General features: G+C 44.0%; 17 protein-coding genes. 9 read left to right on the top strand and 8 right to left on the bottom strand.

Going from position 1 to position 24,722, the window contains the following annotated elements; genetic code table 11:
- Positions 1–22: 22 nt before the first annotated feature.
- From puuE to ACI2IW_RS00645, 4 genes are all read left to right on the top strand, one after another.
- Positions 23–1,003 carry an allantoinase PuuE gene (gene puuE, locus ACI2IW_RS00630; protein WP_404692303.1) on the top strand — a complete coding sequence of 327 codons (981 nt, stop codon included), beginning with the start codon at positions 23–25 and terminating at the stop codon, positions 1,001–1,003.
- A 120-nt stretch (positions 1,004–1,123) separates the two neighbouring features.
- The gene (alc, locus tag ACI2IW_RS00635; protein ID WP_134292157.1) at positions 1,124–2,254 is read left to right on the top strand and encodes an allantoicase; all 1,131 of its coding nucleotides are present in this window, start codon (positions 1,124–1,126) and stop codon (positions 2,252–2,254) included.
- The gene (locus tag ACI2IW_RS00640; protein ID WP_404692304.1) at positions 2,254–2,784 is read left to right on the top strand and encodes an ureidoglycolate lyase; all 531 of its coding nucleotides are present in this window, start codon (positions 2,254–2,256) and stop codon (positions 2,782–2,784) included. Before alc ends, ACI2IW_RS00640 begins: the two co-directional genes overlap by 1 nt.
- A gap of 499 nt (positions 2,785–3,283) precedes the next feature.
- Positions 3,284–4,078, top strand: a complete 795-nt coding sequence (locus ACI2IW_RS00645) for a DUF5020 family protein (RefSeq protein WP_404692305.1) — start codon at positions 3,284–3,286, stop codon at positions 4,076–4,078.
- 126 nt (positions 4,079–4,204) lie between these two features.
- On the opposite strand, the gene guaD is transcribed toward ACI2IW_RS00645, so the two are convergent.
- From guaD to ACI2IW_RS00665, 4 genes are all read right to left on the bottom strand, one after another.
- A complete protein-coding gene (gene guaD, locus ACI2IW_RS00650) occupies positions 4,205–5,602 on the bottom strand; it encodes a guanine deaminase (protein ID WP_404692306.1) in 1,398 nt (465 codons plus the stop codon).
- A 104-nt stretch (positions 5,603–5,706) separates the two neighbouring features.
- On the bottom strand, positions 5,707–6,678 hold the full coding sequence (locus ACI2IW_RS00655) for an XdhC family protein (RefSeq protein WP_404692307.1): 972 nt from the start codon (positions 6,676–6,678) through the stop codon (positions 5,707–5,709).
- Complete coding sequence (gene xdhB / locus ACI2IW_RS00660) at positions 6,671–9,244, bottom strand: xanthine dehydrogenase molybdopterin binding subunit (protein ID WP_404692308.1); 2,574 nt, start codon at positions 9,242–9,244, stop codon at positions 6,671–6,673. The genes ACI2IW_RS00655 and xdhB overlap by 8 nt, the downstream gene beginning before the upstream one ends.
- Positions 9,245–9,339: 95 nt before the next feature.
- Positions 9,340–11,046, bottom strand: a complete 1,707-nt coding sequence (locus ACI2IW_RS00665; protein WP_404692309.1) for a xanthine dehydrogenase small subunit — start codon at positions 11,044–11,046, stop codon at positions 9,340–9,342.
- Positions 11,047–11,620: 574 nt separating this feature from the next.
- Here ACI2IW_RS00665 and ACI2IW_RS00670 point away from each other — a divergent pair.
- Positions 11,621–11,746 carry a hypothetical protein gene (locus tag ACI2IW_RS00670; RefSeq protein WP_290175876.1) on the top strand — a complete coding sequence of 42 codons (126 nt, stop codon included), beginning with the start codon at positions 11,621–11,623 and terminating at the stop codon, positions 11,744–11,746.
- A 110-nt stretch (positions 11,747–11,856) separates the two neighbouring features.
- On the opposite strand, the gene ACI2IW_RS00675 is transcribed toward ACI2IW_RS00670, so the two are convergent.
- Together ACI2IW_RS00675 and ACI2IW_RS00680 are read right to left on the bottom strand one after the other, a co-directional pair.
- Positions 11,857–12,474: a flavodoxin family protein gene (locus ACI2IW_RS00675; RefSeq protein WP_290175877.1), complete on the bottom strand. Its 618-nt coding sequence runs from the start codon at positions 12,472–12,474 to the stop codon at positions 11,857–11,859.
- A gap of 378 nt (positions 12,475–12,852) precedes the next feature.
- A protein-coding gene (locus tag ACI2IW_RS00680; protein ID WP_166739263.1) for an IS5 family transposase occupies positions 12,853–13,604 on the bottom strand; the annotation gives its coding sequence in 2 pieces (ribosomal slippage) (positions 12,853–13,397 and positions 13,397–13,604; 753 coding nt in all).
- Positions 13,605–14,057: 453 nt separating this feature from the next.
- Here ACI2IW_RS00680 and ACI2IW_RS00685 point away from each other — a divergent pair.
- Positions 14,058–15,311: a YeeE/YedE family protein gene (locus ACI2IW_RS00685; RefSeq protein WP_404692310.1), complete on the top strand. Its 1,254-nt coding sequence runs from the start codon at positions 14,058–14,060 to the stop codon at positions 15,309–15,311.
- A gap of 234 nt (positions 15,312–15,545) precedes the next feature.
- Here the strand turns inward: ACI2IW_RS00685 and ACI2IW_RS00690 are convergent, their stop codons facing one another.
- Positions 15,546–16,424: a polyphenol oxidase family protein gene (locus tag ACI2IW_RS00690; RefSeq protein ID WP_290175879.1), complete on the bottom strand. Its 879-nt coding sequence runs from the start codon at positions 16,422–16,424 to the stop codon at positions 15,546–15,548.
- Positions 16,425–16,464: 40 nt separating this feature from the next.
- Positions 16,465–17,700: an RluA family pseudouridine synthase gene (locus tag ACI2IW_RS00695; RefSeq protein WP_298807743.1), complete on the bottom strand. Its 1,236-nt coding sequence runs from the start codon at positions 17,698–17,700 to the stop codon at positions 16,465–16,467.
- A gap of 758 nt (positions 17,701–18,458) precedes the next feature.
- Here ACI2IW_RS00695 and ACI2IW_RS00700 point away from each other — a divergent pair.
- The 3 genes from ACI2IW_RS00700 (at position 18,459) to rpoD (ending at position 24,434) form a co-directional block, all read left to right on the top strand.
- The gene (locus tag ACI2IW_RS00700; protein ID WP_057759574.1) at positions 18,459–19,640 is read left to right on the top strand and encodes an outer membrane protein assembly factor BamD; all 1,182 of its coding nucleotides are present in this window, start codon (positions 18,459–18,461) and stop codon (positions 19,638–19,640) included.
- A gap of 139 nt (positions 19,641–19,779) precedes the next feature.
- Positions 19,780–21,981: a DNA primase gene (locus ACI2IW_RS00705; RefSeq protein ID WP_404692311.1), complete on the top strand. Its 2,202-nt coding sequence runs from the start codon at positions 19,780–19,782 to the stop codon at positions 21,979–21,981.
- A gap of 530 nt (positions 21,982–22,511) precedes the next feature.
- The gene (rpoD, locus tag ACI2IW_RS00710; RefSeq protein ID WP_114701010.1) at positions 22,512–24,434 is read left to right on the top strand and encodes an RNA polymerase sigma factor RpoD; all 1,923 of its coding nucleotides are present in this window, start codon (positions 22,512–22,514) and stop codon (positions 24,432–24,434) included.
- Positions 24,435–24,722: the final 288 nt, after the last annotated feature.

Here is a 24,722-nt window from a genome sequence, read left to right on the forward strand (position 1 = left end):
AAGCGATATAGGAATATAGATAATGAGCAAAAAAATTACCAGTGACTTTGATCTGAGCACGTATCCCCGCGACCTAAAAGGCTATGCTGGCAATCCACCAAAAGCAAACTGGCCAGGCGGCGCAAAAATCGCCGTACAATTTGTATTAAACATCGAAGAAGGTGCAGAAAATAGCGTCATCCATGGCGATGGTCAATCAGAGCGTTTTTTGTCTGATATTTTAGGCACACCAGAATTTAACAACCGTCACCAGTCTATTGAATCTGCATTCGAATACGGTAGCCGTGTCGGCGTATGGCGTGTGCTAGATGTCTTTAAAGATTATGGTATTCCTATCACCACGTTTACCTGTGCCGCCGCTGCTGAAAAGACCCCGCATATCATCGAGCGTGTATTAGAAGACGGTCATGAGATTGCCAGTCATGGTCTACGCTGGATCACTTATCAGGATATGTACCGTGAGACGGAACGTGAACACATTCGCTGTGCCACCCAAATATTTAAACGTATGCTAGGCGGCCAACCTCTCGGCTGGTATACAGGACGTGATAGTCCAAATACTCGTGAACTGGTCGCTGAACAAGGTGACTATACCTATGACTCTGACTCGTACGGTGATGAGTTACCATATTGGCTCAATGTAAAGGTCCAAGATGGCAATGTCATCACACGTAAACCACATTTGGTCATACCTTATAGCCTAGAGACCAATGACATGCGTTTTTCTTCTAGCCCGGGATTCACCCATGCTGAACCATTTTATCAGTATCTCAAAGACAGCTTTGACACCTTATACGAAGAAGGCGCACATACCCCTAAAATGCTGACCATTGGCTTGCATTGCCGCATTATTGGGCGTGCAGGACGCATCAAAGCGCTAAAGCAGTTTTTGCAATATATCACCAATAAGCCTGACGTATGGGTATGCCGCCGTGATGATATCGCCAAGCACTGGTACGAAAACCATCCTGCTACGTCAGACAACACTGCTAACTGGATGTAAGCTTAGGCTATCGTCATAGCACTCGTTCTGCTTAGCTAAGCGCGTACGAATTGGCATAGATTAATATATAAAATAAGCCATACGTTATTAATAAACACCATTATTAAAAAAGGAATCATTGTGAGTCAAAACACTTCAGAAGTTGGACAAATTATCTCCGCAAACAATCTACCTGATACTCTGCCAGCATTCACCAAAAAATCAAACGTAGCCGACAGTCGCTTGGGTGCAAAATCACTGTTCGCCACCGACGATTTTTTTGCGGATAAAAGCCGTATTCTAAATCCTGATGCACCTATCTTTGTCGTGGGTAAGTTCGATGACAACGGTAAGTGGATGGACGGCTGGGAAACACGTCGTAAGCGTCATTTGGGTTACGATTACTTGGTTATCCAACTGGCCCGCCCAACCAAAATAGCCGGTCTCGATATTGATACCAGTCACTTTACAGGTAACTTCCCATCTTCCGCCAGTGTCGATGCATTATACGCGCCCGAGCTACTGCAGCAAGATGAAGCTGAACTTACCAGTCTAAGCAAAGAAGACTGGGATGGTAAAAACTGGCAGGCACTAGTGGGTATGACCCCGCTTCAAGGTCACAACCATGAGCTTGTCGAGATTGATCATGAGCAAACGGTCACCCATATTCGTTTAAACATTTATCCAGATGGCGGCGTTGCCCGACTACGTGTCTATGGTGATATCCAACTTGATGCCAGCCTAAATACACAAGGCGAGACACTTGACTTGGCAGGCGCATTAAATGGTGGTCGTGCGATTGCTAGTAATGATGCGCACTTTGGCGAAGCCAGTAACTTACTGTTACCGACTAAAGCACCCAATATGGGAGATGGTTGGGAGACCCGCCGTCGCCGTGAGCCAGGCAATGACTGGTGTATCATCGCGCTAGGTCAAGCAGGTATCGTTGATTCCATCGAGATAGATACTGCCCACTTTAAAGGCAATTACCCTGATAAAGTCTCGATCCAAGCCGTCTACTCTTCAAATACACCAGAGCAAACTTTAGTGACTCAGAGTATGTTTTGGGAAACCCTACTTGAACCACAAAAAACCAATGCGGATGACATTCATCACTTTGGTAAAGACAAGCTTCAGATAGACCAGCCTATCACGCATATTCGGGTCAATATCTTCCCAGATGGTGGCATTAGCCGTGTACGCGTGTATGGCAAAATTGCTGAGGCTAATATTGACACTGGTACTAACACTGATAGCAAAGAGACAAAATAATGAGTGTCACTTTAACAGCTAAGCCTTTAACCAAGGCAAACTTTGCCCCTTACGGCTCGGTTATCGAGCGCTATAGTGATAATGAGCAAACGGCTGACAATACTTATGAGATCAATAATGGCTATGCGGTTCGTCATCATGCACTTGCCGAAAGTAAACTAGACGGTGGTGCAGTTGGCATGAGTATCTTTCGAGCCACAAAGCGTGAGAATCCGATTGCCCTTTCGGTCATGGAATACCATCCGCTTGGGACACAAGCATTTGTATCTATGGAAGGTCAAGACTATATCGTCGTTGTCGCAAAAGCTGGTGTGCCGCCGCAGTCGCCTGATGACCTAGCAGTGTTTTACGCGAAATCTCACCAAGGTGTACAGTACGATGCTAATGTCTGGCATCACCCTCTACTCGCGCTTGGGCGTGACAGTGATTTCTTAGTTATTGATCGTATCAATGGCGAGGGTAATAACTGTCATGAGATTGATATCACGGATTGGCATGTGTCTATTGAGTTAAAAGGCGAATGCAGTTAACTGAATAAAAAATAGTCGCATCCAACAAGTACAAACTTAACGCCAGCTAATGTCTATTAGCTGGCTTTTTTATGTTCATTTAGTTGTTAAATCATATGCCTATCAATTGATGAAATTCCGTCAGACGACCCAACTTGGGGCACATGGATATCCATTTTGGTGCTTTTATGGCGGATCTGATCTTTCGAAAAACATTGTTTGCCACATATATATAAATGTACGGAAATTGGCTCTCTCATTTGAGAACAGTTAAAGACTATTTTGCTTATTTCTACCCTAATTAGTGGTTAATAAGACTAAAAGTTAGACGACTCTGTAGATGACAGCTCTCTAGGTCATTTGTGGCACGGTTATTGAATGCTCTTTAGTAGTAAGCATTTAAGCGCTATCAACCAACCGTTGTCTAACGAGCATTGGATTAATAGTTTGTTTACTAGCAAATAATAACGATGCAGTTTTGGGGTAATCAACAATCAATTGTACATAAAGGGGTCATATTTTGCGTTTTGATTTATTAACGAGCTTATCCTGTCATACCAAATCATCTAGCCAAAAGCTAGCTTTACTCAAACCTTTGTCGATGGCAGCTGTTGCTATCGCGGCTTTAGGTAGCATATCGAACATCCATGCTAAGACCTTCTTTACTGATACGAGTGTCTCCGTACTTTACGGTGATGACTATGAACTTGTAGAAGACGGAGAACTGACGACCGTCACATTAGAGCATGCTTCTGCGCATGACTGGGGCGGCGTGTTCTTCTTTGTCGATCGAAACCAAGGTGCCGATGACATTGAAAACAATAGATTTAGAGAAACTTATGGCGAGCTGTCTCCTACATTCAAAATAGCAACTTTTAATGACAGTTTTATCAAGCAGGTTAATTTAGCCGCTACTTATGAATTTGGTTCGAACAGTACGGGCTTTGACCAAGATAATTATTTGGTTGGTATTGGTGCAGATCTCAATGTGCCTATTCCAGGTACAACGTTTGCGTCGGCTACTCTATATCATGCTTTTAACGACAATACTGACGATGATCAGCAAATTACCTTAACCTATGGTTGGGAACGCAATAATTTTGTCGTAGACGGCTTTATTGATTATTCATTTAATAATGATGATATTGAAGATAATATTCATATCAATCCGCAAATTAAATACAACTTACAAGAAGTGCTCGGTATTGATAACCGTTTAGAAGTCGGTATGGAGTATAGCTATTGGAAAAATAAATACGGTGTTGATGGCGTGAATCAAAACTCCCCTAGTGCATTGGTAAAGTTCCATTTTTAATGTCTAATAAAAACTCTCTTGGCAGAAATAAACCCTTGTTCCAACTATATAGGAACAAGGGTTTATTTTTTATATCTGAAAGAAGTCTCACTTATTTTCAGATTTAGGTACAGCGTTTATTTACACCTATAAAGTTGATTTACGATAGCGACTCACGCCTGCGATGACTGTCTGATCAATTACTCTATCATCACCCAGCATCATTAGTACAAACAACTGTTCTTCCAGTGTTTTGGTCTGCGCCATACGTCGCTCAAGCAATGCCGTTGCACCCATGTCGATGACCACAAAATCCGCTTCTTTATTTGGCATAAAGTTACCGATTTTATTGTCCAATAATAGCGACTGGGCATTACCCAACGTAATTTGATATAACCCTTGATGAGCAGATAGTTGATTGCTTTGTAGTTGTTGAATTTTATACGCTTCTGACAGAGTCGTCAGCATCGACAGACTTGTCCCTGCTCCAACGTCAGTGGCGATACTGACACCGGTATAGCGTAACGTCTTGGGTAAATCGAACAATCCACTACCCAAAAACAGATTGGACGTCGGACAGTGTGATATCTGCGTACCAGTCGCACGCAGACGCTCATACTCAGATATTTCAAGGTGAATACCATGTGCCAAGGTAGTGCGTCGACCCAGTAATCCCATATCATCATAGACATCGAGATAGCCTTTATGAGTGGGATACAGTTGTTTCACAAAGGCTATCTCATCATGATTTTCTGCTAGATGCGTCTGCAGATAAACACTCTCGTAACTGGCATACAGCTCACCTGCCATTTGTAGTTGCTTGGGTGTCGAAGTAATAGCAAAGCGCGGGGTAATCGCCACATGTTGGCGGCCGCGCTCATGCCAATTATCAATGATGTTTTGGGTATCTCGAATGCCCTGCTCAGCAGGTACACACAAATTATCAGGCGCATTTTGATCCATCAAGACATTACCCGTGATCATGCGGGTGTTAAGCTTGTGACTTTCCGTAAAAAATGCGTTCACTGATTCAGGGTGACTGGTAGAAAATACCATAGCGCTCGTTGTGCCATTGGCTAGCAACTGATTTAAAAAGAACTGCGCCGTATCATGCGCTACTTTTGGATCGCCAAAATTGGCCTCAGTGACGAAAGTATAATTGTTAAGCCAGTCAAGTAATTGCTCACCATAAGCAGCAATCATATCTATTTGCGGATAATGTACATGAGTATCGATAAAACCTGGCATGATCAATTTATCGCGATAGTCATGCACCTTGACTGCTAGCCTACCCTCTTCATTTGCATACTTTGACAGTATAGTTTCACTACGACCATACTCTACAATGCACCCTATCATATCATCTACGACAAGCGCACCATCGGCGATATATTGAGGATAAACCTGTACACCTTCAATCACTGGTAGCAACGTAATGTCTCGTTCCACAGCTAATGTCTGTGAATAATCAGAGGTTGTACGCTCAGGACGATCGCTTTCGGTCAAATAGTGTAGCAGTCGAGCTTGATAGATATGTATGGTCATTCGTAGATCTCACAATGGCTTAGTAGTCCTGAGCGTTTTGATAAATAGTACTGAGCGCTTTAATAATTTGATAAAAAGTATAAAAGTTATATGGAGTGAGCCACTCAAAGAGTAGCCTGATGATACTGTTGTAGGAGCTGTGCCACGATAGAAACCGCCACCGCCATCGGCTCTTTTCCGCCAATTTGCAATCCAATTGGCATGATCAACTGATTCACCAGTTGCTCACTGTAGCCACGCTGAATCAAACGATCTCTAAAACGCTTGGCTTTGGTTGCCGATGCAATGCAACCTATGTAAGGTGTCAAAGTATCTGAACATTGATCGTCAGATGAGCTAGTATCAGAAATAGTATCTAATGCTGCTCGTACTAGCTCAAAATCAACACTATGGTCATGAGTCATAACCAGAATAAAACGCTGACCACCCTGCTCGATAAATGGGCGTACAAAATCTACAGGCTCATCATCGATATGCGGACGGATATGCGCTGGTAAGTTATAAAGTGTGGATTGATTAGTAGTAGATTTATCCACTAAGTAACGTTTAAACATCTCTGGGCGACTGTCCACCCAATCTACCTGACAAGGCAGCTCAGCGAGGATGGTCATTAGCGCTGATGCCACATGCCCTGCTCCAAACACTAGTACTGACATCGGCGGCGTTACATTGAAGCATTCGAACATAACGGTGACGCTACCGCCGCAACACTGTGCCAATTTCGCACCTAGCGGGTAGTGCTTGGTGTAGACAGCATCACGGCGTACCCCTTTAGAAGGGGTTAGCGCGCTTGTATCATTAGCTTCATAAACTTTTGGTTTTACTTCTTTTGATACCGTTGCCGCTATTTCACCGTTCAGTAGTTGCCGTGCCGTGTTGATAACATCGTGCTCTAGACCGCCGCCGCCCAGCGTATCCACGATATTGTCTTGCGTGATGATCATCTTCGCCTGTAGCGCTCGAGGAGCAGATCCATTCACAGCCACGACCGTCGCCAATACGTGAGCAATGCCTTGCTGCTGATATCGCGCTAGACCTTCATACCAGACGACTGGCGGTGCTAACGACTCATTCACTGTGCGCAGGACCTCTTGCCCCTGCTACATTCGGATGCTCTATCGCATTAGGCTGATCATCGGTTTGTTTGCCCTCTACTTCTTTTGGATCAATGTCTTTGGCATGGCGCACATCTTGTGGCATGACTTTGTCGTTATAGAGATCGCCCTTTTCTTCTACGCCTTTGGCAAGGCTATCCATCGTATCCTTGTCTGCTTTGGTCTCTAGATCCCAAGACGAACCTTCCATACGCATCACTGCCTTTAGTACCGCTTCTGGCGTTGCAGGCATGGTCAGCTCTGGATTCTTTTTATAGTCACCGAGGCTAGCCACTGCATTATTGAGCGCGCACCAGACACTGGCTGCCAACATAAACGGCGGCTCACCGACGGCTTTAGAGTTATAGATAGTTTGTTCTTCGTTTTTGCGATCGTATAATTTGACGTTCCACTGCTTTGGTAGGTCATGCGCAGTTGGAATCTTATAGTTGGCAGGACTATCAGATGCAAGCTTCCCTTTGTCATTCCAAATCAGCTCTTCTGCTGTGAGCCAACCCATACCTTGCACAAAACCGCCCTCAATCTGACCGATATCAATGGAAGGGTTAATCGATTGTCCCGCGTCATGTAATACGTCACAGCGCAGCACTTTGTACTCCCCTGTCAGCGTATCAATCTCAACCTCAGCGCAGGCGGCACCTAATGCAAAATAGAAAAACGGACGACCCCATGCTTTGGAGCGATCATAAAATATCTTTGGCGTTTTGTAGTAGCCAGTAGACGATAGGCTGATGCGATTCTGATACGATAGCTGAATCATTTCAGCAAAGGTCAATGTTTCTTTATCACCGATATATACATGGTTCTTTTCAAATCTGATGTCTTCTTGTGCCACCTCAAAATGCTCAGCCGCAAACTCAAGTATGCGCGCTTTGATACTCAAGCACGCATTTTGCGCGGCTTTACCATTGATATCGGTACCTGATGACGCCGCAGTTGGTGAAGTATTGGGCACTTTATCCGTACGAGTCGCTGAGACTTTTACTGTATCCAGATCCACATCGAACTCATTGGCGACGATTTGGGCGATTTTGATATATAGCCCTTGCCCCATCTCTGTACCACCGTGATTGAGATGGATACTGCCATCGGTATAAATATGTACCAACGCGCCCGCCTGATTAAGCGTCTGCACTGTAAATGAAATACCGAATTTAACGGGCGTTAGCGCAAGACCCAAACGCTTATCACTGCCTTCAGCGGTAGCTTTTTGATTAGCCTCTATGATTTGCTGACGGCGATTGTCATAATCACAATCTTCTGCCAGTGTGCTCATGATGGTCGCCAAATCAAAATGCTCAATGGTCTGACCGTAATGCGTACTTTGACCATCTTGATATAAGTTTGCCAAGCGTACTTGTAATGGATCCTGCCCTAATGTATAGGCAATATGATCCATCATATATTCAGCAGTCATCAGACCTTGTGGACCACCAAATCCTCGATAAGCAGTATTGGATACGGTATGCGTTTTGCAGCGATGACCTGCTACATGAGCAGCTGGGTAATAATAGGCGTTATCACAATGGAACATCGCTCTATCAACGATGGCATCAGACAAATCTGGTGCATAGCCACACAAGCCAGCCAATTGCATATCAACGCCCAATATACGACCAGACTCGTCTAAACCGACTTCGTAACGGTTGGCAAACTCATGACGCTTACCCGTCACCACCATGTCATCCTGACGATCAAGACGCATACTGACAGGAACGTTATGGCGTTTGGCGATGATACCGCACAGACATGCCCATGCAGCGGCTTGCGTTTCTTTCCCGCCAAACCCGCCACCCATACGGCGCACAACGGTATTTACCGCATGAAATGGCAGATCTGTTACTTCGGCGACCAGCTGCTGCACTTCGCTTGGATGCTGTGACGACGTATAAACTTCTAGCCCGCCATCGTCACAAGGCACCACATAAGATACTTGGCCTTCGAGATAAAAGTGCTCTTGCCCGCGCATATGAATATGACCTTCAATGCGAATTGGTGCGTTCTTAAGCGCAGTCGCCGCGTCACCACGCTTCATAAAGTGACTCGGACGCACAAACAACTCTTGCTCTAGTGCTTTATCTATACTAAGTACCGCTGGCAATGGCTCATATTCTACCACTGCCTTGGTCGCAGCTTTTTTGGCGGCGCGATGACTACTTGCTACTACTACAAATAACGTCTGACCCACATACTCTGTGATGTCATCCACCATCAGTGGCTCACCGTCGAACACCGCACCGATATCCGTCTGCGCAGGCAAATCTTTAAAACTTAAGACATCTACCACCCCATCCGCATCTCTAACAGCGCTCAAATCCATACTCAATACACGTGCGTGAGCGTGACTGCTTTTACCTACTGCTAGATGTAGCGTGCCTTGCGGTTTTGCAATATCATCCACATAAGTTGCCGTCCCCATGACATGGCTGATCGCACTATCATGCTTAGCCGAGGTGCCAATTTTGTTTTTTGGCGGACGCACGCGGCGGATACTATAACTGTCAAATAAAGACGAATGATGGCTCATGGCGGATCTCTTCTATTAGGACGCTTTGATTAATGCTCTTTTGTTCTTGGCAAATATAACGATTAGGCGGTATTAGCAAACAACAACTCTGCTAATTAAGCATTCTCAGTCTGTCTATCTGCTACCAACTGCTTACCGCACTTCACCAGTAGACGCTGTACCACATGTGAGCGATATTCGCGGCTGGCTCTGACATCGGTCATAGGCGTAACGTCTGCAGACAAGACTTGTGCTGCTTGCTCAAAACTCGCAACTTCTGCCGCTTGTCCAATAAGCGCTTGCTGACAGGTTATGGCTAATAACGGTATGGCAGCCATGCCGCCAAGCCCAAGCTTAGCATTCTCTATCGTCATGCCATCTGCTGATACATCGATTCGCGCAGCCAATAGACACGCTGAAATATCATCCTCATAACGTTTGCTAATTTTATGAATAAATAAGTGCTGATTGTCATGCATCAGAGGAATATGGATAGCGACTACGTAACTGCCTGCTTGCAGTTTGGTCTTTTTATAATCTAAGAAAAATTCTGATAAAGGTATAATCTCATCCGTATAAATCTCATTGCTATTATCTGACTCTTCACGATTAGGTGCGCAATGACGCAGATGAATTGACGCATCTAATGCCAATAAAATCGGTGGTAAATCACCAATTGGAGAAGCGTTGGCTATATTGCCGCCGATGGTGCCCATATTACGGATTTGTGGAGAAGCAATGCGTTCAAATACTTGCGCGAAACTTGGAAAATACTGCTCAAGCACAGGCAACATTTGCTGATAGCTCATGCTAGCACCTAGTACTAATAATTGGCTAGGAGCTTGCTCGTTATTCGACTCTTTATTGCTTGAGTCAGGCTTTGCGTCAAGTAGTGACCATGACTTTAATGCCTCAACACCTGAAAGCTGGATAATGACCTCATGATCAACCAAATGCTGGGTTACACTCAATCCCAAATCCGTACCGCCTGCCCAAATCGTTGCTTTTGGATTGGCCGCTAATACTTGATTAAGCTCATCTAGTGACTTGGGCATATATAATTGTCGCCCAGCATCACTGATTGCAGGTGCAATATCATTCGACTCTGCATTGTTTAATTTAGCTTCAGCTGGCACGTTTTTAGAGACTACTGACTCTTTTGTACTACGCATCGCATCTGTCGCTAGGCTGATCGTCAGGTCTTTCACCGCTGACTGCGCAGCTTCTCTCTGCTGACCGATATCGCTCATCAGTAGACCAGCTTCGATAATTGGCCTGTAGCCTGTGCAGCGACATAAGTTACCAGATATTGACGCAACCACCTCATCATAGCTCAATTGCTTAGCATCACTCTGACTTGAAGCCTCTTGATCGGTCTGCATACGATTATTTTCGTAAACGCAAGCAAGCGACATTACAAACCCAGGCGTACAAAAACCGCACTGTGATCCGTGACATTCAACCATGGCTTGCTGTGCTGGATGCAGCAAAGCACGTTCTGGATGATGTTCTGGATTGCCAGCCAAGTAAGAGGCCGTCATAAGATGATGACCATCCATGAGCGACACTAGCGTAATGCAAGAGTTAATCGTATAGAACGGTGGCGTCACATTTTTTTCGTCGCCATTTTCATCATTAAGCACTTGCTGGCTAGCGTTAGGCAGGCGCTGAACCATCACAGTACAGGCACCGCAATCACCACTACCACAGCCTTCCTTCGTATCCGTTTGGCCTTCATGCAATCGTAGATACTCAAGCACCGTCGTATTAGGGTTAAGCTGGGTTAGCTCATGGCGTTTCCCATTTAAGTAAAAACTAATCATAGCAAGACTCGGCTAAAATAAAATAATGAAGATAAGCATAAGGCTTAAGGAATTTGACGGCTTAAATGCTGAACGTAAGCACTTGGTTTACATCATGCTGCAACCTTTTAAGTACGGTTATTCTGTTTTATTTGCTAATACATTCTTAAGAGATAAAAAAATCAGCACAGCGCACTTTTTATATCAGGTAAATCGGTTGCAAATATCAGTAAGCATCGAACAATTTTGTTAGAAAACTCGTACTATAGGATACTTGACTATTTGGTCAGCTTTCAACATATTATCACTATTCTTATTTATAACACAACCCGTTAAAATGCCTATAGATACTATCAAACAGTTGGCGAATTTTATATATAGCGAATAAAGCTAAGCGTTAGATAAGCTATACTATAAACAGCTAGATAGCCTGCGTAAAAACAGTACCGAATACCTATATCGCCTTTAAACTGCTATGACCCGCCGATTTTTATATATAATGTCTGCAAATAAGCCTGACTCTACACTACTATTATTTCTAATGATGGATAATCGTGACATGTCGTTGGGCTAAAATCGTTTTTGAGATATTACTATGAAGTCATTCGCCTTTACCTATTTGCTAGTAGCAACGATGCTGTTAGGAGGTTGTCAATCGTTTCAATTCGTTGACAGTCCTATTCCCGTGAAGCCTGCCCCTACTAAGCTTGCCGCTCAATAAAAGCCTAGCGCTTAATAGAACTTATCGTTCAATAAAAATTGGCACAAAAAAAAGCAGACATCAATAATGTCTGCTTTTTTATTCGATTGCTCTGTCGGTTTTAGCTATTTTTAGAGCTTAGTGTCAGCTGGTTGATGCTTAATAATCGTTTTGGCGAGATGATCACCAAACCAAATAGCAGTATCAATATCGCCCGAACCTGGCGTCTCTTCAGGTGGACCATCAAGCGACTGAGTCATCAATCCCAAGAAGCTAGACAGACGGTTCAAATCATGAGCCTCATGACCTGTCGGCATCAATGGCAGACCAATCCAGTTCATACCATGTTGCATCGCATATAGAGAAATCTGCTGCAATACAGCAAGTTTATCACCGCTCAGACCGCCCGAATTGGCAAACGCTGCTGCCCACTTGCCTTCCCATTTACGATGATACCAACGCTTAGAAGTTTCATCCATAAAGGTCTTAAATTCAGCTGTCACGCTACCCATATACACTGCACTACCAAAAACCAGCAAATCTGCCTGATCTAAGTAGTCCCAATCAACATCATAAACATCGACAGCCTTGGCTTGTGCTTCTGGCAATTGCTGATGCGCACCTTGTACTATCGCCTCAGCGACACGCTTGGTATGACCATAATTACTATGGAAGATAACAGCGATTGAGACATTAGGCGCGTTATCAGTAGATGTAGAGGTGTCAGACGATTTAGCAGGTGTATTCATACGTACTCTAATAATAAATAATTGGTTGAATATAAATTTACAAAATATTGGATACTTAGCCACAATCGATAGTTAGTGGCCTCACTTTCACGATAAATACTTATCGATAGCTCAAGCTCTTAAGCTTTCGAGCGATACAACAGAATCAAGCAACGTTTCGTTTAGTCGATTTAATTGGCAGAAACATCAATGATGATAGAGCAATCGCATAGTCTTTAATTGCACTGTTTTAACTGCACAGTCCTTAATTACATAGTCTCTATACGTCAGCGTATACATACCAGTATATATGCGACGACCTTCATTGAATTCAAGCCCATTGTATCAGACGTATTTTCGTTTTTAAGTTATTTATTAAAGTCTGACTAGGGCGTGTCTTCAATTCATCTTACAATGAACGATAGTACACGCCAGATAAAGCATTGACTTAAAATTACGCGCTAACTTCTCATAGCGAGTGGCGATACTACGAAAGTGTTTAAGCCTTGCAAACATATTTTCAACAAGATGACGCAGCTTGTACAAATAGCTATCAAACTCTGGATTAGGCTGTTTGGCGTTCTTCCTTTTAGGAACGACAGGTATCATATTATGGCTGCGAGCTTTGTCTCTGATACACTCTGAGTCATAGCCTTTATCAGCGATAAAGTAATCTGCCTGTCCAATCATCTCAATCAATTCACCTGCAATTTGACTGTCGTGGACGTCACCCCCAGTGATTTTAAAATGGAGCGGATATCCATCGGCATCACAGGATAGGTGTATCTTTGTAGTTGCTCCGCCACGGCTTTGTCCAATTGCTCGCTCTTCACCACGCCGAGCTCCACTTGCATGCTGATGACAGCGAACATAGCTTCCGTCTGTGAATACCCATTCCGTATCAACTTCTTTTCGTAAGCCAAAAAAAAATCCGCCCATAAGCCAGTTTTCGACCAGCGGTTGAAACGACTATAGGCTGTTTTCCACGAACATAATTCTTCAGGTATGTCACGCCAAGGCGCCCCTGTGCGTAGTTTCCACAGTATGGCTTCCATGATCTCTCGGCTGTTTTGAGTTTGATAGCAGCCGTACTTTATCATCGTCGATTGCAATTGATCCCAAAGCGTATCTGTTAATGCTTTTCTTGCCATAACTTGTATTTCTCGCATCGACTCAATAGATGCGGTATTGTAACTATTATTTAGGGCTTATCCAATTGAAGACACGCCCTAATCAGATCACATATACTTTTAATATATTTTGTATAAATGGGTAAGTCGCGTTAACTGATAATATGACACAAACAAATTCCCGATACCTGATAAACCTATGATTATCAGTACCATAGTTAACTATTAATATAAGATCATATAAACAGCAGCCTATTTATTCCATATAATCATATACTAATTCTATTTCTTCTAACCTCTCCGTATTTACATTAATGACAATAGGATTATGATGTAACGTTTCTTACTGCTAAACCGAATCAATCGAATTAACAGAAATACAGTTTCCAATTCTGCAAACCTGCGCAACTATACTCATATAAATTCTTATAAAAATGATATCTGATAACATCATCGGATAAGGAAGCTATTACCTTGACTACTCTCGTTCAACCTGTAAACGACACAAAAGACCCTATCGTCAGAGATGATCTGGCCTTAAATGCACCACAAAAACCCTTAATTATGGGTGGTGGCATCGTAGGATTGATGGTGCTTGCGTATCTATTAGCCACTCAACATATCTCTCAATCATTGCTACTTGGCATAGGTCTTTTGTTAGGCTATACCCTTTTTCATGCCCGCTTTGGCTTTACCTCTGCCTTTAGACGTATGATGGCAGTGGGCAACGGTCAGGCGATGCGCTCACACATGCTAATGTTGGCAGTTGCTGTTACGCTATTTGCGCCAATCCTTGCTTATGGCACGACGCTATTTGGCGGTCCTGTCGCAGGTTATGTCGCGCCATTAGGGGTCAGTCTAGTCGTAGGCGCATTTGTATTTGGTATCGGCATGCAATTGGGCGGCGGCTGTGCCTCTGGTACGCTCTATGCGGTAGGCGGTGGACGCTCTGTTATGTTCATCACCTTTATTTTCTTCATAGTGGGCGCCACGATTGGGGCTTATCACTTGCCATTCTGGACAGAAGAGATGCCTGCTTATGCACCTTTCTCTTTGGCAACCTCTACAGGTCTTGGTTATACAGGTGCATGGCTGGTGTCGCTAGCCATATTTGGCATTATCGCATGGGTGACGTTAGTCGTTGAGAAAAAAAGAAACGCACCAAAGATGGCACCCGTGCCTTCTGAGTCTGGTTGGAAACGAATTTTTCGTGGTTCTTGGCCGCTATTTGCTGCCGCAATCGTTCTGGCTTTACTTAACGGTCTGACATTACTTACACGTGGTCAACCGTGGGGCATTACGTCAGCATTCACATTATGGGGCTCTAAAATTGCAAGCGGCTTTGGCATGGATGTGGCTAGTTGGGGCTATTGGCAAGGGGCTAATGCAGCAGCGCTTGAAGCTTCTATCTTTGCAGATTCGACCACTGTATTAAATATCGGTATCATCATTGGCGCGTTTATCGCCTCTGCTGCGGGTGGTTTGTTCAAGTTTACTAAGATTACTGCAGGTAACTTTGCAGCATCGGTCATTGGCGGATTGATGATGGGATATGGCGCACGTCTCGCGTTCGGTTGTAATATCGGCGCTTACTTTGGTGGTATCGCCTCTTTTAGCTTGCATGGTTATATCTGGGGCATACTGGCAATGGCAGGTACATTCTTGGCGCTGTATTTACGTCCTTTATTTGGATTGTCAGTACCAAAATCTAGCGACTCTGTTTGTTAATACAAATTTCGTGTTAATACAGGCCTTGTGTTAATACAAATGTAGCACTCAAATAAAAAAACAGCAGAATAATCTGCTGTTTTTTGTTGTTTATCACTTCCTTGCCACTACTCATTATTATATAGTCAAAGAAATCTAAAACAGCTACAAGGCAGCCGACCGTAGATTGTACATATAGTACATCTAGGGAGGGTAACACCGTAGCGGTTTAGTAGTTCACTGACTATAAAGCTGCTAACGACGGACGATGACCAGTGCCATCCGACCCGTTGCAGGCTGGTGCATATGAGTCTGACGGCGATACGAGTAATAGTGAGTATCTGCGTAGCTACAGTCAACAGGCAAATCATTCACAACTGTAGCACCAACAGCTTCTAACTGCATGGCAGCAAGCTTCGGTAAATCCAGCTTTATTTTGTCATTATGAGACGATATAGAAAATAGCGACACAAAGTTATCGATATGTGCCTGTGATAACGTCTGGTTAGCTATACACCCAGATAATAGCTTATCGCGAACGTCTGTATTTACTTCATAGTTTTCCTGACTGATACACACTCCTATCCAAGCTTGTATAGGGCCTGAATCAGTAAAGCGATTAACAGTCTCTGGTATCACACCGCAGGCCAATCCTTGCCAGCCTGCATGAATCGCTGCGATTTTGCCACTGGTAGGTTGACACAAGACAATCGGTACACAGTCTGCCGTCATGATTGCCAGACCGCGACCACTTTGTTGACTGACCATCGCATCAGCAGACAGTGGCGCCATATTCAGCGTAGTAGCATCAACATCATGAATATGTTTACCATGAACCTGACTGACCCAATGCAAGCGATTAATAGCCGCATGCTGCTCGTTTTGTGCAGACTTATCGATCAGCTGCTCATTGATAGCAGCCAATAGATTCATGCGGTTATCTAATACTTGCAGTGCATTATCATTGACATGCAGACCTAAATTCAGCTCACCGTAATTTGACTGACCTTCGTAACCTGTACGCTGGTTTTTAGCAGCAGAGTCATCAATATCATCATGCACAAAAGCAGCCGTCTGAAAAACGGCTACATTATCAATTTGCGCAATCATTGTCATCGGGAACGTGTTCGTCATGGCTGCTCGCTCTCACCTCTCATCTAGTAAACGTTAGCGTTTACTCTTCATAATAACCGTCGCTTAGTACTGCCATGAGTTTTTGCATGTCTTCAGGTAGTGGCGTCGTCACCTCAATGTCTTCACCCGTCGTCGGATGCACGAATCCTAACGTATAGGCATGCAGTGCTTGGCGCGGGAAATTATTAATAGCTTGGCGCTGAGCTTCTGTCAATCCAGAACGCAACTGACGACGGCCACCATAGACACGGTCACCGACTAATGGATAAGTAATGTGACTTAGATGCACACGAATTTGATGCGTACGTCCAGTCTCAAGTCCAACATCTAGCAGACAGTAGTTTTCGTTCAATGGCGTGACATTTAGCAGATGCGTTACCGCTTCGCGGCCGGCGGTCATCACCGTCATTTTAGTACGCTGGTTACGATGTCGGCCAATCGGCGCATCGATACGGCGATGACGAGATAAGCTTGCTTGGTCCCCTGCCACCACACACTTATAGTGACGATAAACAGACTTATCTTTTAGCTGCTCCATTAGTGCCATCTGTGCAGGTTTGGTTTTGCCAATCAGTAGCAATCCAGAGGTGTCTTTATCAATACGGTGTACAAGACCTGCACGCGGTAAATGATGCTGCTGAGGATAATGATATAGCAATGCATTGACCAAAGTGCCATTTTGATTACCAGCGCCAGGGTGAACCACCATACCGACAGGTTTGTTGATTACCAACACGTCATCATCTTCATAGACAACATCGATATCTATGTTTTCTGGTTGGTCTTCACCATGCTGCTGTAACGTCGTTGATAGATGCAATACGTCATCTGCTTTGACACGGACTTTCGGTTTTTGAACACTGCCGTTATAAAGCAGACTGCCGTCAGTAATCCAGTTCTGAAGTTGTACACGCGAAAAGTCTGAAAACGCTTGGGAGGCAACCTTGTCAATACGCAGACCAGCTTGATCTTCTGTGACCACATGCGTCATATCTACAATCACTGGTACAGCTTGACCCGCTACTGGGGCTTCATCGTCGTCACCGTCCATGTCGCTGTCATCAATATCATTATCATCAATGTCGCTATCGTTCAGATCATTACCATCATCGATGAGCAACTCTTCATTATCAAGCGCATCATCATGCATTTGCTCGTTTGTAATTGGTTGATTATCAGGTAGCTCATTATTGTTCAAAACTTCATTTGGCATTGGTGACTCTTGTGCTGATGAATCAGTATCTAGCGATTGATTCGGTGATAAATTGGTAGTCATGGCATCATTATTCATAGCGGATTGATACATTGATACGTGGCAAAGCCCCTGACAGTGTTTTGTGAGGTGACTTCGAAGATAGTATTATAAATAGCAGTATAAAAAATTGTCATTTTTTGATTATCGTTTTTTGCCTATAAATGGCAGATAACCACCTTTAATGTACAAAAAAGCGAAGACAATACCGCTCTAGTGTATCATGTCGCACGCATAAGCCCTATAGAAGCCGCATGCTATCTGTTAATTTTTGAGCATACCTTTGGGCTGTAAGATTCCTCGCTTAACTCTCTAGAACATGACATTGCTGTAATTTACTGTATATTTACTCATGCTAGCGACATTCGATATCGCTCGTGACAGCCGCTCATGTTAAACTGCCTATACAATATAGATGGCGAAAAAATAGACGTAGCAAATGTTATTCTATAAAGTATAGCCATGTTTTGCTGTATGCTATGACACTGTATGCGAATGCCGTACTTAGATACAGTATAAAAATAGCATTGGGCTTTGTTGACCGTGTTTGCCATTTAAACCGTTTAATTGTGGTTAAATGCATGTGGTCTATGACAGGCTTACTATACAAACGCTATGTATCAGACCCAATCTATCAGTACAATACGTTATAACAAAAACTGCATTCGATAAAAAATTTTTGCTGGTGGATCGCTGACTATTTAGCGTCGTTTTTTATCACTAACCTTTTATATAGCATGATAGCGCCGCTGCTATTATGCGTCTTGTGTCGGAGAAGAAGTATGCAAGCTGTTGGCAATACGTTTATCAAACTGTCCTCAATAACCCTACTGGCGCTTAGCGTCAATCTAGTGGGTTGCCAGACTTTTAAAAATCTAACTGGCGCCAAAGATGGTGAGGCAGTAGAAACAGCTGAAAAATCAGAGCAAGGGTATTATAACGAGGCCGTCAATCAGATTGACAAAGGTCACTATATCCAAGGTATCGAAGAGCTGACCAATCTGCGTACATTCTACCCAACCGGACAGTACGCTGAACAAGCCTTACTTGACATGATGTATGCACAATACGAAGGCGATAAGTATGAGATGGCGGCAGCAAGTGCTGAGCAGTTTATCCGTCTGTATCCGTCTAACCCACAAGTTAGCTACGCCTACTATGTGCGCGGCGTTGCCAATATGGAAGGTTCATCTGAGAGCCTAAAGCTCTTTAAACTGAACCAAGCTGAGCGTGATACCGCGTATTTGCGTATTGCCTTTGCCAACTTCCAAGAGCTTATCAATAAATATCCAAACAGCCCGTATGCACCAGATGCCGCTCAACGTATGACGTTCATCTACAATCAGTTTGCTGAGAGCGAAATGAGCGCAGCCAATTGGTATATCGAGCGTGAAGCTTATGTAGCAGCGGTTAACCGTGCCAAATGGGTATTCCAATACTACCCGCTGAGTGAGTCAACGCCAGATGCTCTTGCAGTATTAGCTTATAGCCATGAAAAACTTGGTCTAACCGATTTGGCCAATGAGTACAAAACGCTATTGCAGATCAACTACCCAGAGATGCTAACCAGCAACGGTAGTGTGAAATTAAGCACCAAACGTGACCGTACTTGGCTCAATAAGATTACCTTTGGCAAGCTTGGTCGTTCGAACACAACTGATAAATCAGTCGCATCTGGCGAGTATAACGGCGCCACCAAGACACAAATGATTCGTAATGCAGCCCAGTTGAGACTAGCAGGAACAAACACGACGCCTGCCAATACTCCAGTCGCCAATAATGCTGCTGCGCGTAATGGTATTAGCGTAGGCTTAGGTCTGCCTGAAGCATCAGCTGAGCGCGTGACCAGCCAATCAAGTACTGGCTCGACTGCACGAGAAGCCAACGTCGATCCCCTAAATACCAATCCAACACGTCGCACTACGTTAAATGACGACAGTGTGAGTGATATGGATAATAATTGATTACGTTAAGTCTTTTAGCCTAACTAACACAGTCTGTATTCATTGATAATAAGGCCAACATTATGTTGGCCTTATTTTTCTAGCAGTATCTTATTACCTCTGCCCCAACATAATCGACCTATGGTAAACTGTTTTTTGTATGAGCATTCCTAACCATATTCTTGAACAACTAAATAGCCAAGCTGACCTGATCAGCATCATTGGCAAACACACCACGCTTAAACGCGCTGGTAGTGAATATAAAGGCTGCTGCCCTTTTCACGGTGAAAAATCGCCTTCCTTTTATGTCAATCCACAAAAAAACATCTATCACTGCTTTGGCTGTAGCGTCGGTGGCAATGCCATCAGTTTTTTGCGTGATTATGAGAATCTGACATTCATTGAAGCGGTCAACGAACTATCAAAACAGACAGGCATTGAAGTACCCAAAGAAGAACAGCAAAACGTTAGTTATCAACGTCGCGCACCCAAACCTATTGCACCGCCGCCTGTGCACAATGTGCCCAACCCAACTGTAGAACATAGCAAAGTAGGTCAAGACGGTACAAATCAAGACAACCATCAAAACAATGTTGCCCAAAGCGACCAAAACTACATCGACCAGCCAAGTTACGATGACAATCGAGGCTATGATGACAATCAGGGCTACGAGAATTTCCCACCGTTAGAGGCGTATGATTCAGCGTCCTATTCGATGGACTCGTATTCCTCAGAGCCGTATTTGCCAAACCATGCAGATGATAGTGGCTATCCGCCAGCATGGCTGACAGATACCGATACTAGCGCTGGTATGCAGGACGCTCATGGTATTGACCAAAGCGAGGATAAAGATGGCAATCTATATGAGCTACTAGAGCAAATCCAGCAATTCTATCAGCACAATCTGACCACGCATCCCCATGCCAAGCACTACTTTTTATCACGCGGACTCACCGAAGACATCTTTGAGACCTTTGGTCTGGGCTATGCGCCATTTGGTTGGCAGCATCTTGAGCATCAATTTCCGCAGGATATTGAGGGTCTAAAAGCCTTAGGATTGGTACGTCAATCAGAGTCTGGCCGCGACTACGATCTATTGCGCGACCGAGTCATCTTCCCAATTCGTGATAACCAAGGCCGCACTATTGGTTTTGGCGGTCGAGCGCTCGATGACGAAGTAAAACCTAAATATATCAACTCCTCAGACTCGCCCGTCTTTCATAAGCAGCACGTACTATACGGCTATTATGAATCGCGTCAGCAGCGCGCAGACAGCTGGCTGGTGGTCGAAGGCTATATGGATGTGATCGCCCTTTATCAAGCGGGTATCTATGGGGCAATCGCCTCGATGGGCACAGCGATTAATGAAAGCCAAATATCGCGGTTACTGACACTCAATCCAACGCTTACTTTGAGCTTTGATGGGGATAGTGCAGGCCAAAAAGCCGCTTGGCGTACACTTGAAGTTGCACTGCCTGTATTGGCCGATGATAAAGAACTGCGGTTTTTAACCCTGCCGAACAATCATGATCCTGATACTTTTATTAAGAGTCAGGGCAGCGATGCCATGCGTGAGCAAATCGCTAATGCCATGCCGCTATCACAGTATATTTTTGCGTATTTGAGTGAGCGTTATGACATGAGTCTGGCTGAAGGCAAAGCCAAGCTCATGTCCCAAGTACGCTCGTTGACGACCGCCTTACCCAAAGGCAGTAGCTTTCGCTATTTGCTCAACAATGACGTTTATCAAAAGCTTGGCGGCAGGCGCAGTCAGAATGTCGAGGCAAAAGATGCGCTGCTAGATTTTGATGGTGATATGACCATCAGTCAGCAATTGCAGCTTTGCTTTTTGTTTCAGCCGCGCGCGTTAATCGACGACCCTATTGAGTCGATTTGGCAACAGTCAGGGATTAATGGCTTACACCTACCTGCGCATATCAAACAAAAAGCATCACCTGATACCCTGCGTCCTCTTGCGTGGGAAGACTTGCAAGATGCTGCTCTGCTAGACATCGTAAGCACTATCAAGCGCTGTCTTAATTACCTACCAAAAGACGTCAATGCAGCGGCGCATTTTATCTTATCAAACGTAAGACCTACGACTCAAGATATGCTTAGCCGTAATTGGGGCGGCTTCTACAAAGCGCTAACTGCGCGCAATATTTTGGGGCTTGATGGCTTAATCGAAGAGCTAGTCAGCCAGCTGCTTGAGCGCAACATGAAGAAAAAAATACAAGAGCTGATACAGAACCCTGATCATATTAAGCTTGCGATCGTCCGTAAACAAACCCAATTATTGAATGATTGGCTACGGGCACAGCAGGCAGAGCAATCGGCACAGATGGTCACTGTGCAGTCTTAATGTTTAATTTCAAATGGCGACCCTTTAAAAGTCTAGCAGCTGCCCCCACTACTAATGATTATGCCCAGTAGCATGAGTCGCTCCTAAATCATTTAGCTGATGGCAAATAATCAGTAAAAAACGGTCGGTAGCTATCACTAGCTCGTGCTTGACGACTGTGGTCTGTGTTAAACTGTGTCGCTGTATATTGACAGCACTGCTTGGTGAATGATTGTGAGCATGCATCGTTAAGCACAAATTTTAGGTATTATTTTTACGTATCAGCTTTTAGATACTATTTTTGAGTATTAAATTTTAAGTACTATATTTTTTTGGGTACTGTATTGAAGTCTTTTTAGCTTTTCTAATTTTTAGCTGTTTATCAGCATTGTTATTGTAGTGTTTTGAGCCTTTATTCATATCAACTCATTTTTGATATTATTGACAACCTCTACGCCATATTTTGATCAATCGATTGATAAGATCAACGCAAAGAGCGAGCGATAGCGAGTCACAATATAAAAATGTCCGATGCAAGTAAGCGAGTATTTATGAACGATAAGTCAGTTTCTAAGTCCACATCTCAACTGGCCACCTTAATCCAAATGGGCAAAGAGCAAGGGTATCTTACCTATGCTGAGGTGAATGACCAGCTGCCCGACTCTATTACCGAAAGCGATCAGATCGAAGATATTGTGCAGATGCTAACCGATGTTGGTATCAAAATCTTTGAATCAGCTCCTGATGCCGATGACATCTTGATGAACGATGATTCAAGTGATGATGATATGGCAGCAGATGAGGCAGCGGCAGTACTCGCCTCTGTTGAAACTGAGCCTGGTCGTACCACTGACCCTGTACGCATGTATATGCGTGAAATGGGTACGGTTGACCTACTGACTCGCGAAGGCGAGATTGCCATTGCTAAACGTATCGAAGAAGGTATTCGTGATGTGCAGCATGCCATGTCTTACTGGCCTGGTACCGTACAGTTTGTTCTTGACGAGTATCAAAAAGTACAGGACGGCGAAAAAAAGCTATCTGACGTCATCACTGGTTTCTTAGACCCTGAGACCGAAGAAGACAAAATCGCTGCCCAAGAAGCAAAAGAAGCGGCGAAAGAAGAGCGTGAACGCATCAAAGAAGAAAAAGAGAACCCACCGGTTGTCAAAGCCAAGGTCAATGCGAAAGCAGCTGCTCTTGATGAGGAAGATGAAGACGAAGACGACGTTGAAGAAGAAGCAGAAGAAGAAACCAGCGGTCTTGATCCAGAAGAGGTTCGTTTGCGTCTAGAAGAGATTGAGCATCTATTCATTAAAGCCAAGCAAGCATTGCTTGATTATGGCCGTGGTAGCGTACAGGCTGATACAGCATATGCCCTACTTGCTGAACGCTTTATGATGTTGAAGCTAAACAACCGCTTGTCAGATCAAGTCATGGCGATCATGCATGACGTCTATGACGACGTGCGTAAGCAAGAGCGTCAAATCATGCGTTTGGTGATTCGCCGTGGTCGTATGCCGCGTGAAGAGTTCCGTAAGACCTTCCCTAGCAATGAAACCAATGTTGATTGGTTGATTGAACGTATCAAAGGTAAGCCTGCATTTGCTGGTACGCTAGAAAAAGTCACTGATGACGTCATTTTACTTCAACGTCGTATCCGTGATTATGAGCAGCAGCTCGACATGAAAATCCACGATATGAAAGATGTGGCACGTCGTATGGCAGTTGGTGAAGCAAAAGCTCGCCGCGCGAAAAAAGAGATGGTTGAAGCTAACCTACGTTTAGTTATCTCTATCGCCAAAAAATATACCAACCGTGGCCTACAGTTCTTGGATCTTATCCAAGAAGGTAACATCGGTCTGATGAAAGCCGTTGATAAGTTTGAATATCGCCGTGGTTATAAGTTCTCGACCTATGCTACTTGGTGGATTCGTCAGGCGATTACTCGCTCTATCGCTGACCAAGCGCGCACCATCCGTATTCCTGTGCATATGATTGAGACGATCAACAAAATCAACCGTGTCTCACGTCAGTTGCTACAGGAAATGGGTCGCGAGCCAACGCCTGAGGAATTAGGCGAACGCTTAGAGATGGACGAAGTTAAAGTCCGTAAAGTGCTTAAGATTGCCAAAGAACCTATCTCTATGGAAACCCCAATCGGTGATGATGAAGATTCACACCTAGGTGATTTCATCGAAGATGGTACAATCTCAAGTCCTGTGGATGATGCAACGGCTGCTGGTCTACAAGAAGCGACGCGTGATGTACTGGGTAACCTGACTGAGCGTGAAGCACGTGTCTTAAAAATGCGTTTCGGTATCGATATGCCAACGGATCATACGCTAGAAGAAGTTGGTAAGCAGTTTGATGTGACGCGTGAACGTATTCGTCAGATCGAGGCAAAAGCACTACGTAAATTGCGTCATCCATCACGCTCTGAACACTTGCGCTCTTTCCTTGAAAATGACTAAATTTTCAGAAAAATATTGAGCCTAGCTAATAGGCTTTTGATAATCGTTAAAAATAAAAAAGCTGAGTATATCTCAGCTTTTTTTATGCCTGCTTTTTAATTCTAGAACTTATTAATCACAGCATTTGTTAATTACAAAGCTTATTAATTACAAAGCTCCTTAATTGCATAGCGTCCTAGTCATAAATCCCTTTAATCCAAGAGCTCCTCCTTCAAGATATACCCTTATTTTTCTTACTTCCTAATAACTTATTTCATTGAAAATTATCTAACTATAGATACAGACGCT

It is taken from the genome of Psychrobacter sp. NPDC078501, assembly GCF_044900935.1.
In the GTDB taxonomy this organism is placed as follows: Bacteria; Pseudomonadota; Gammaproteobacteria; order Pseudomonadales; family Moraxellaceae; genus Psychrobacter.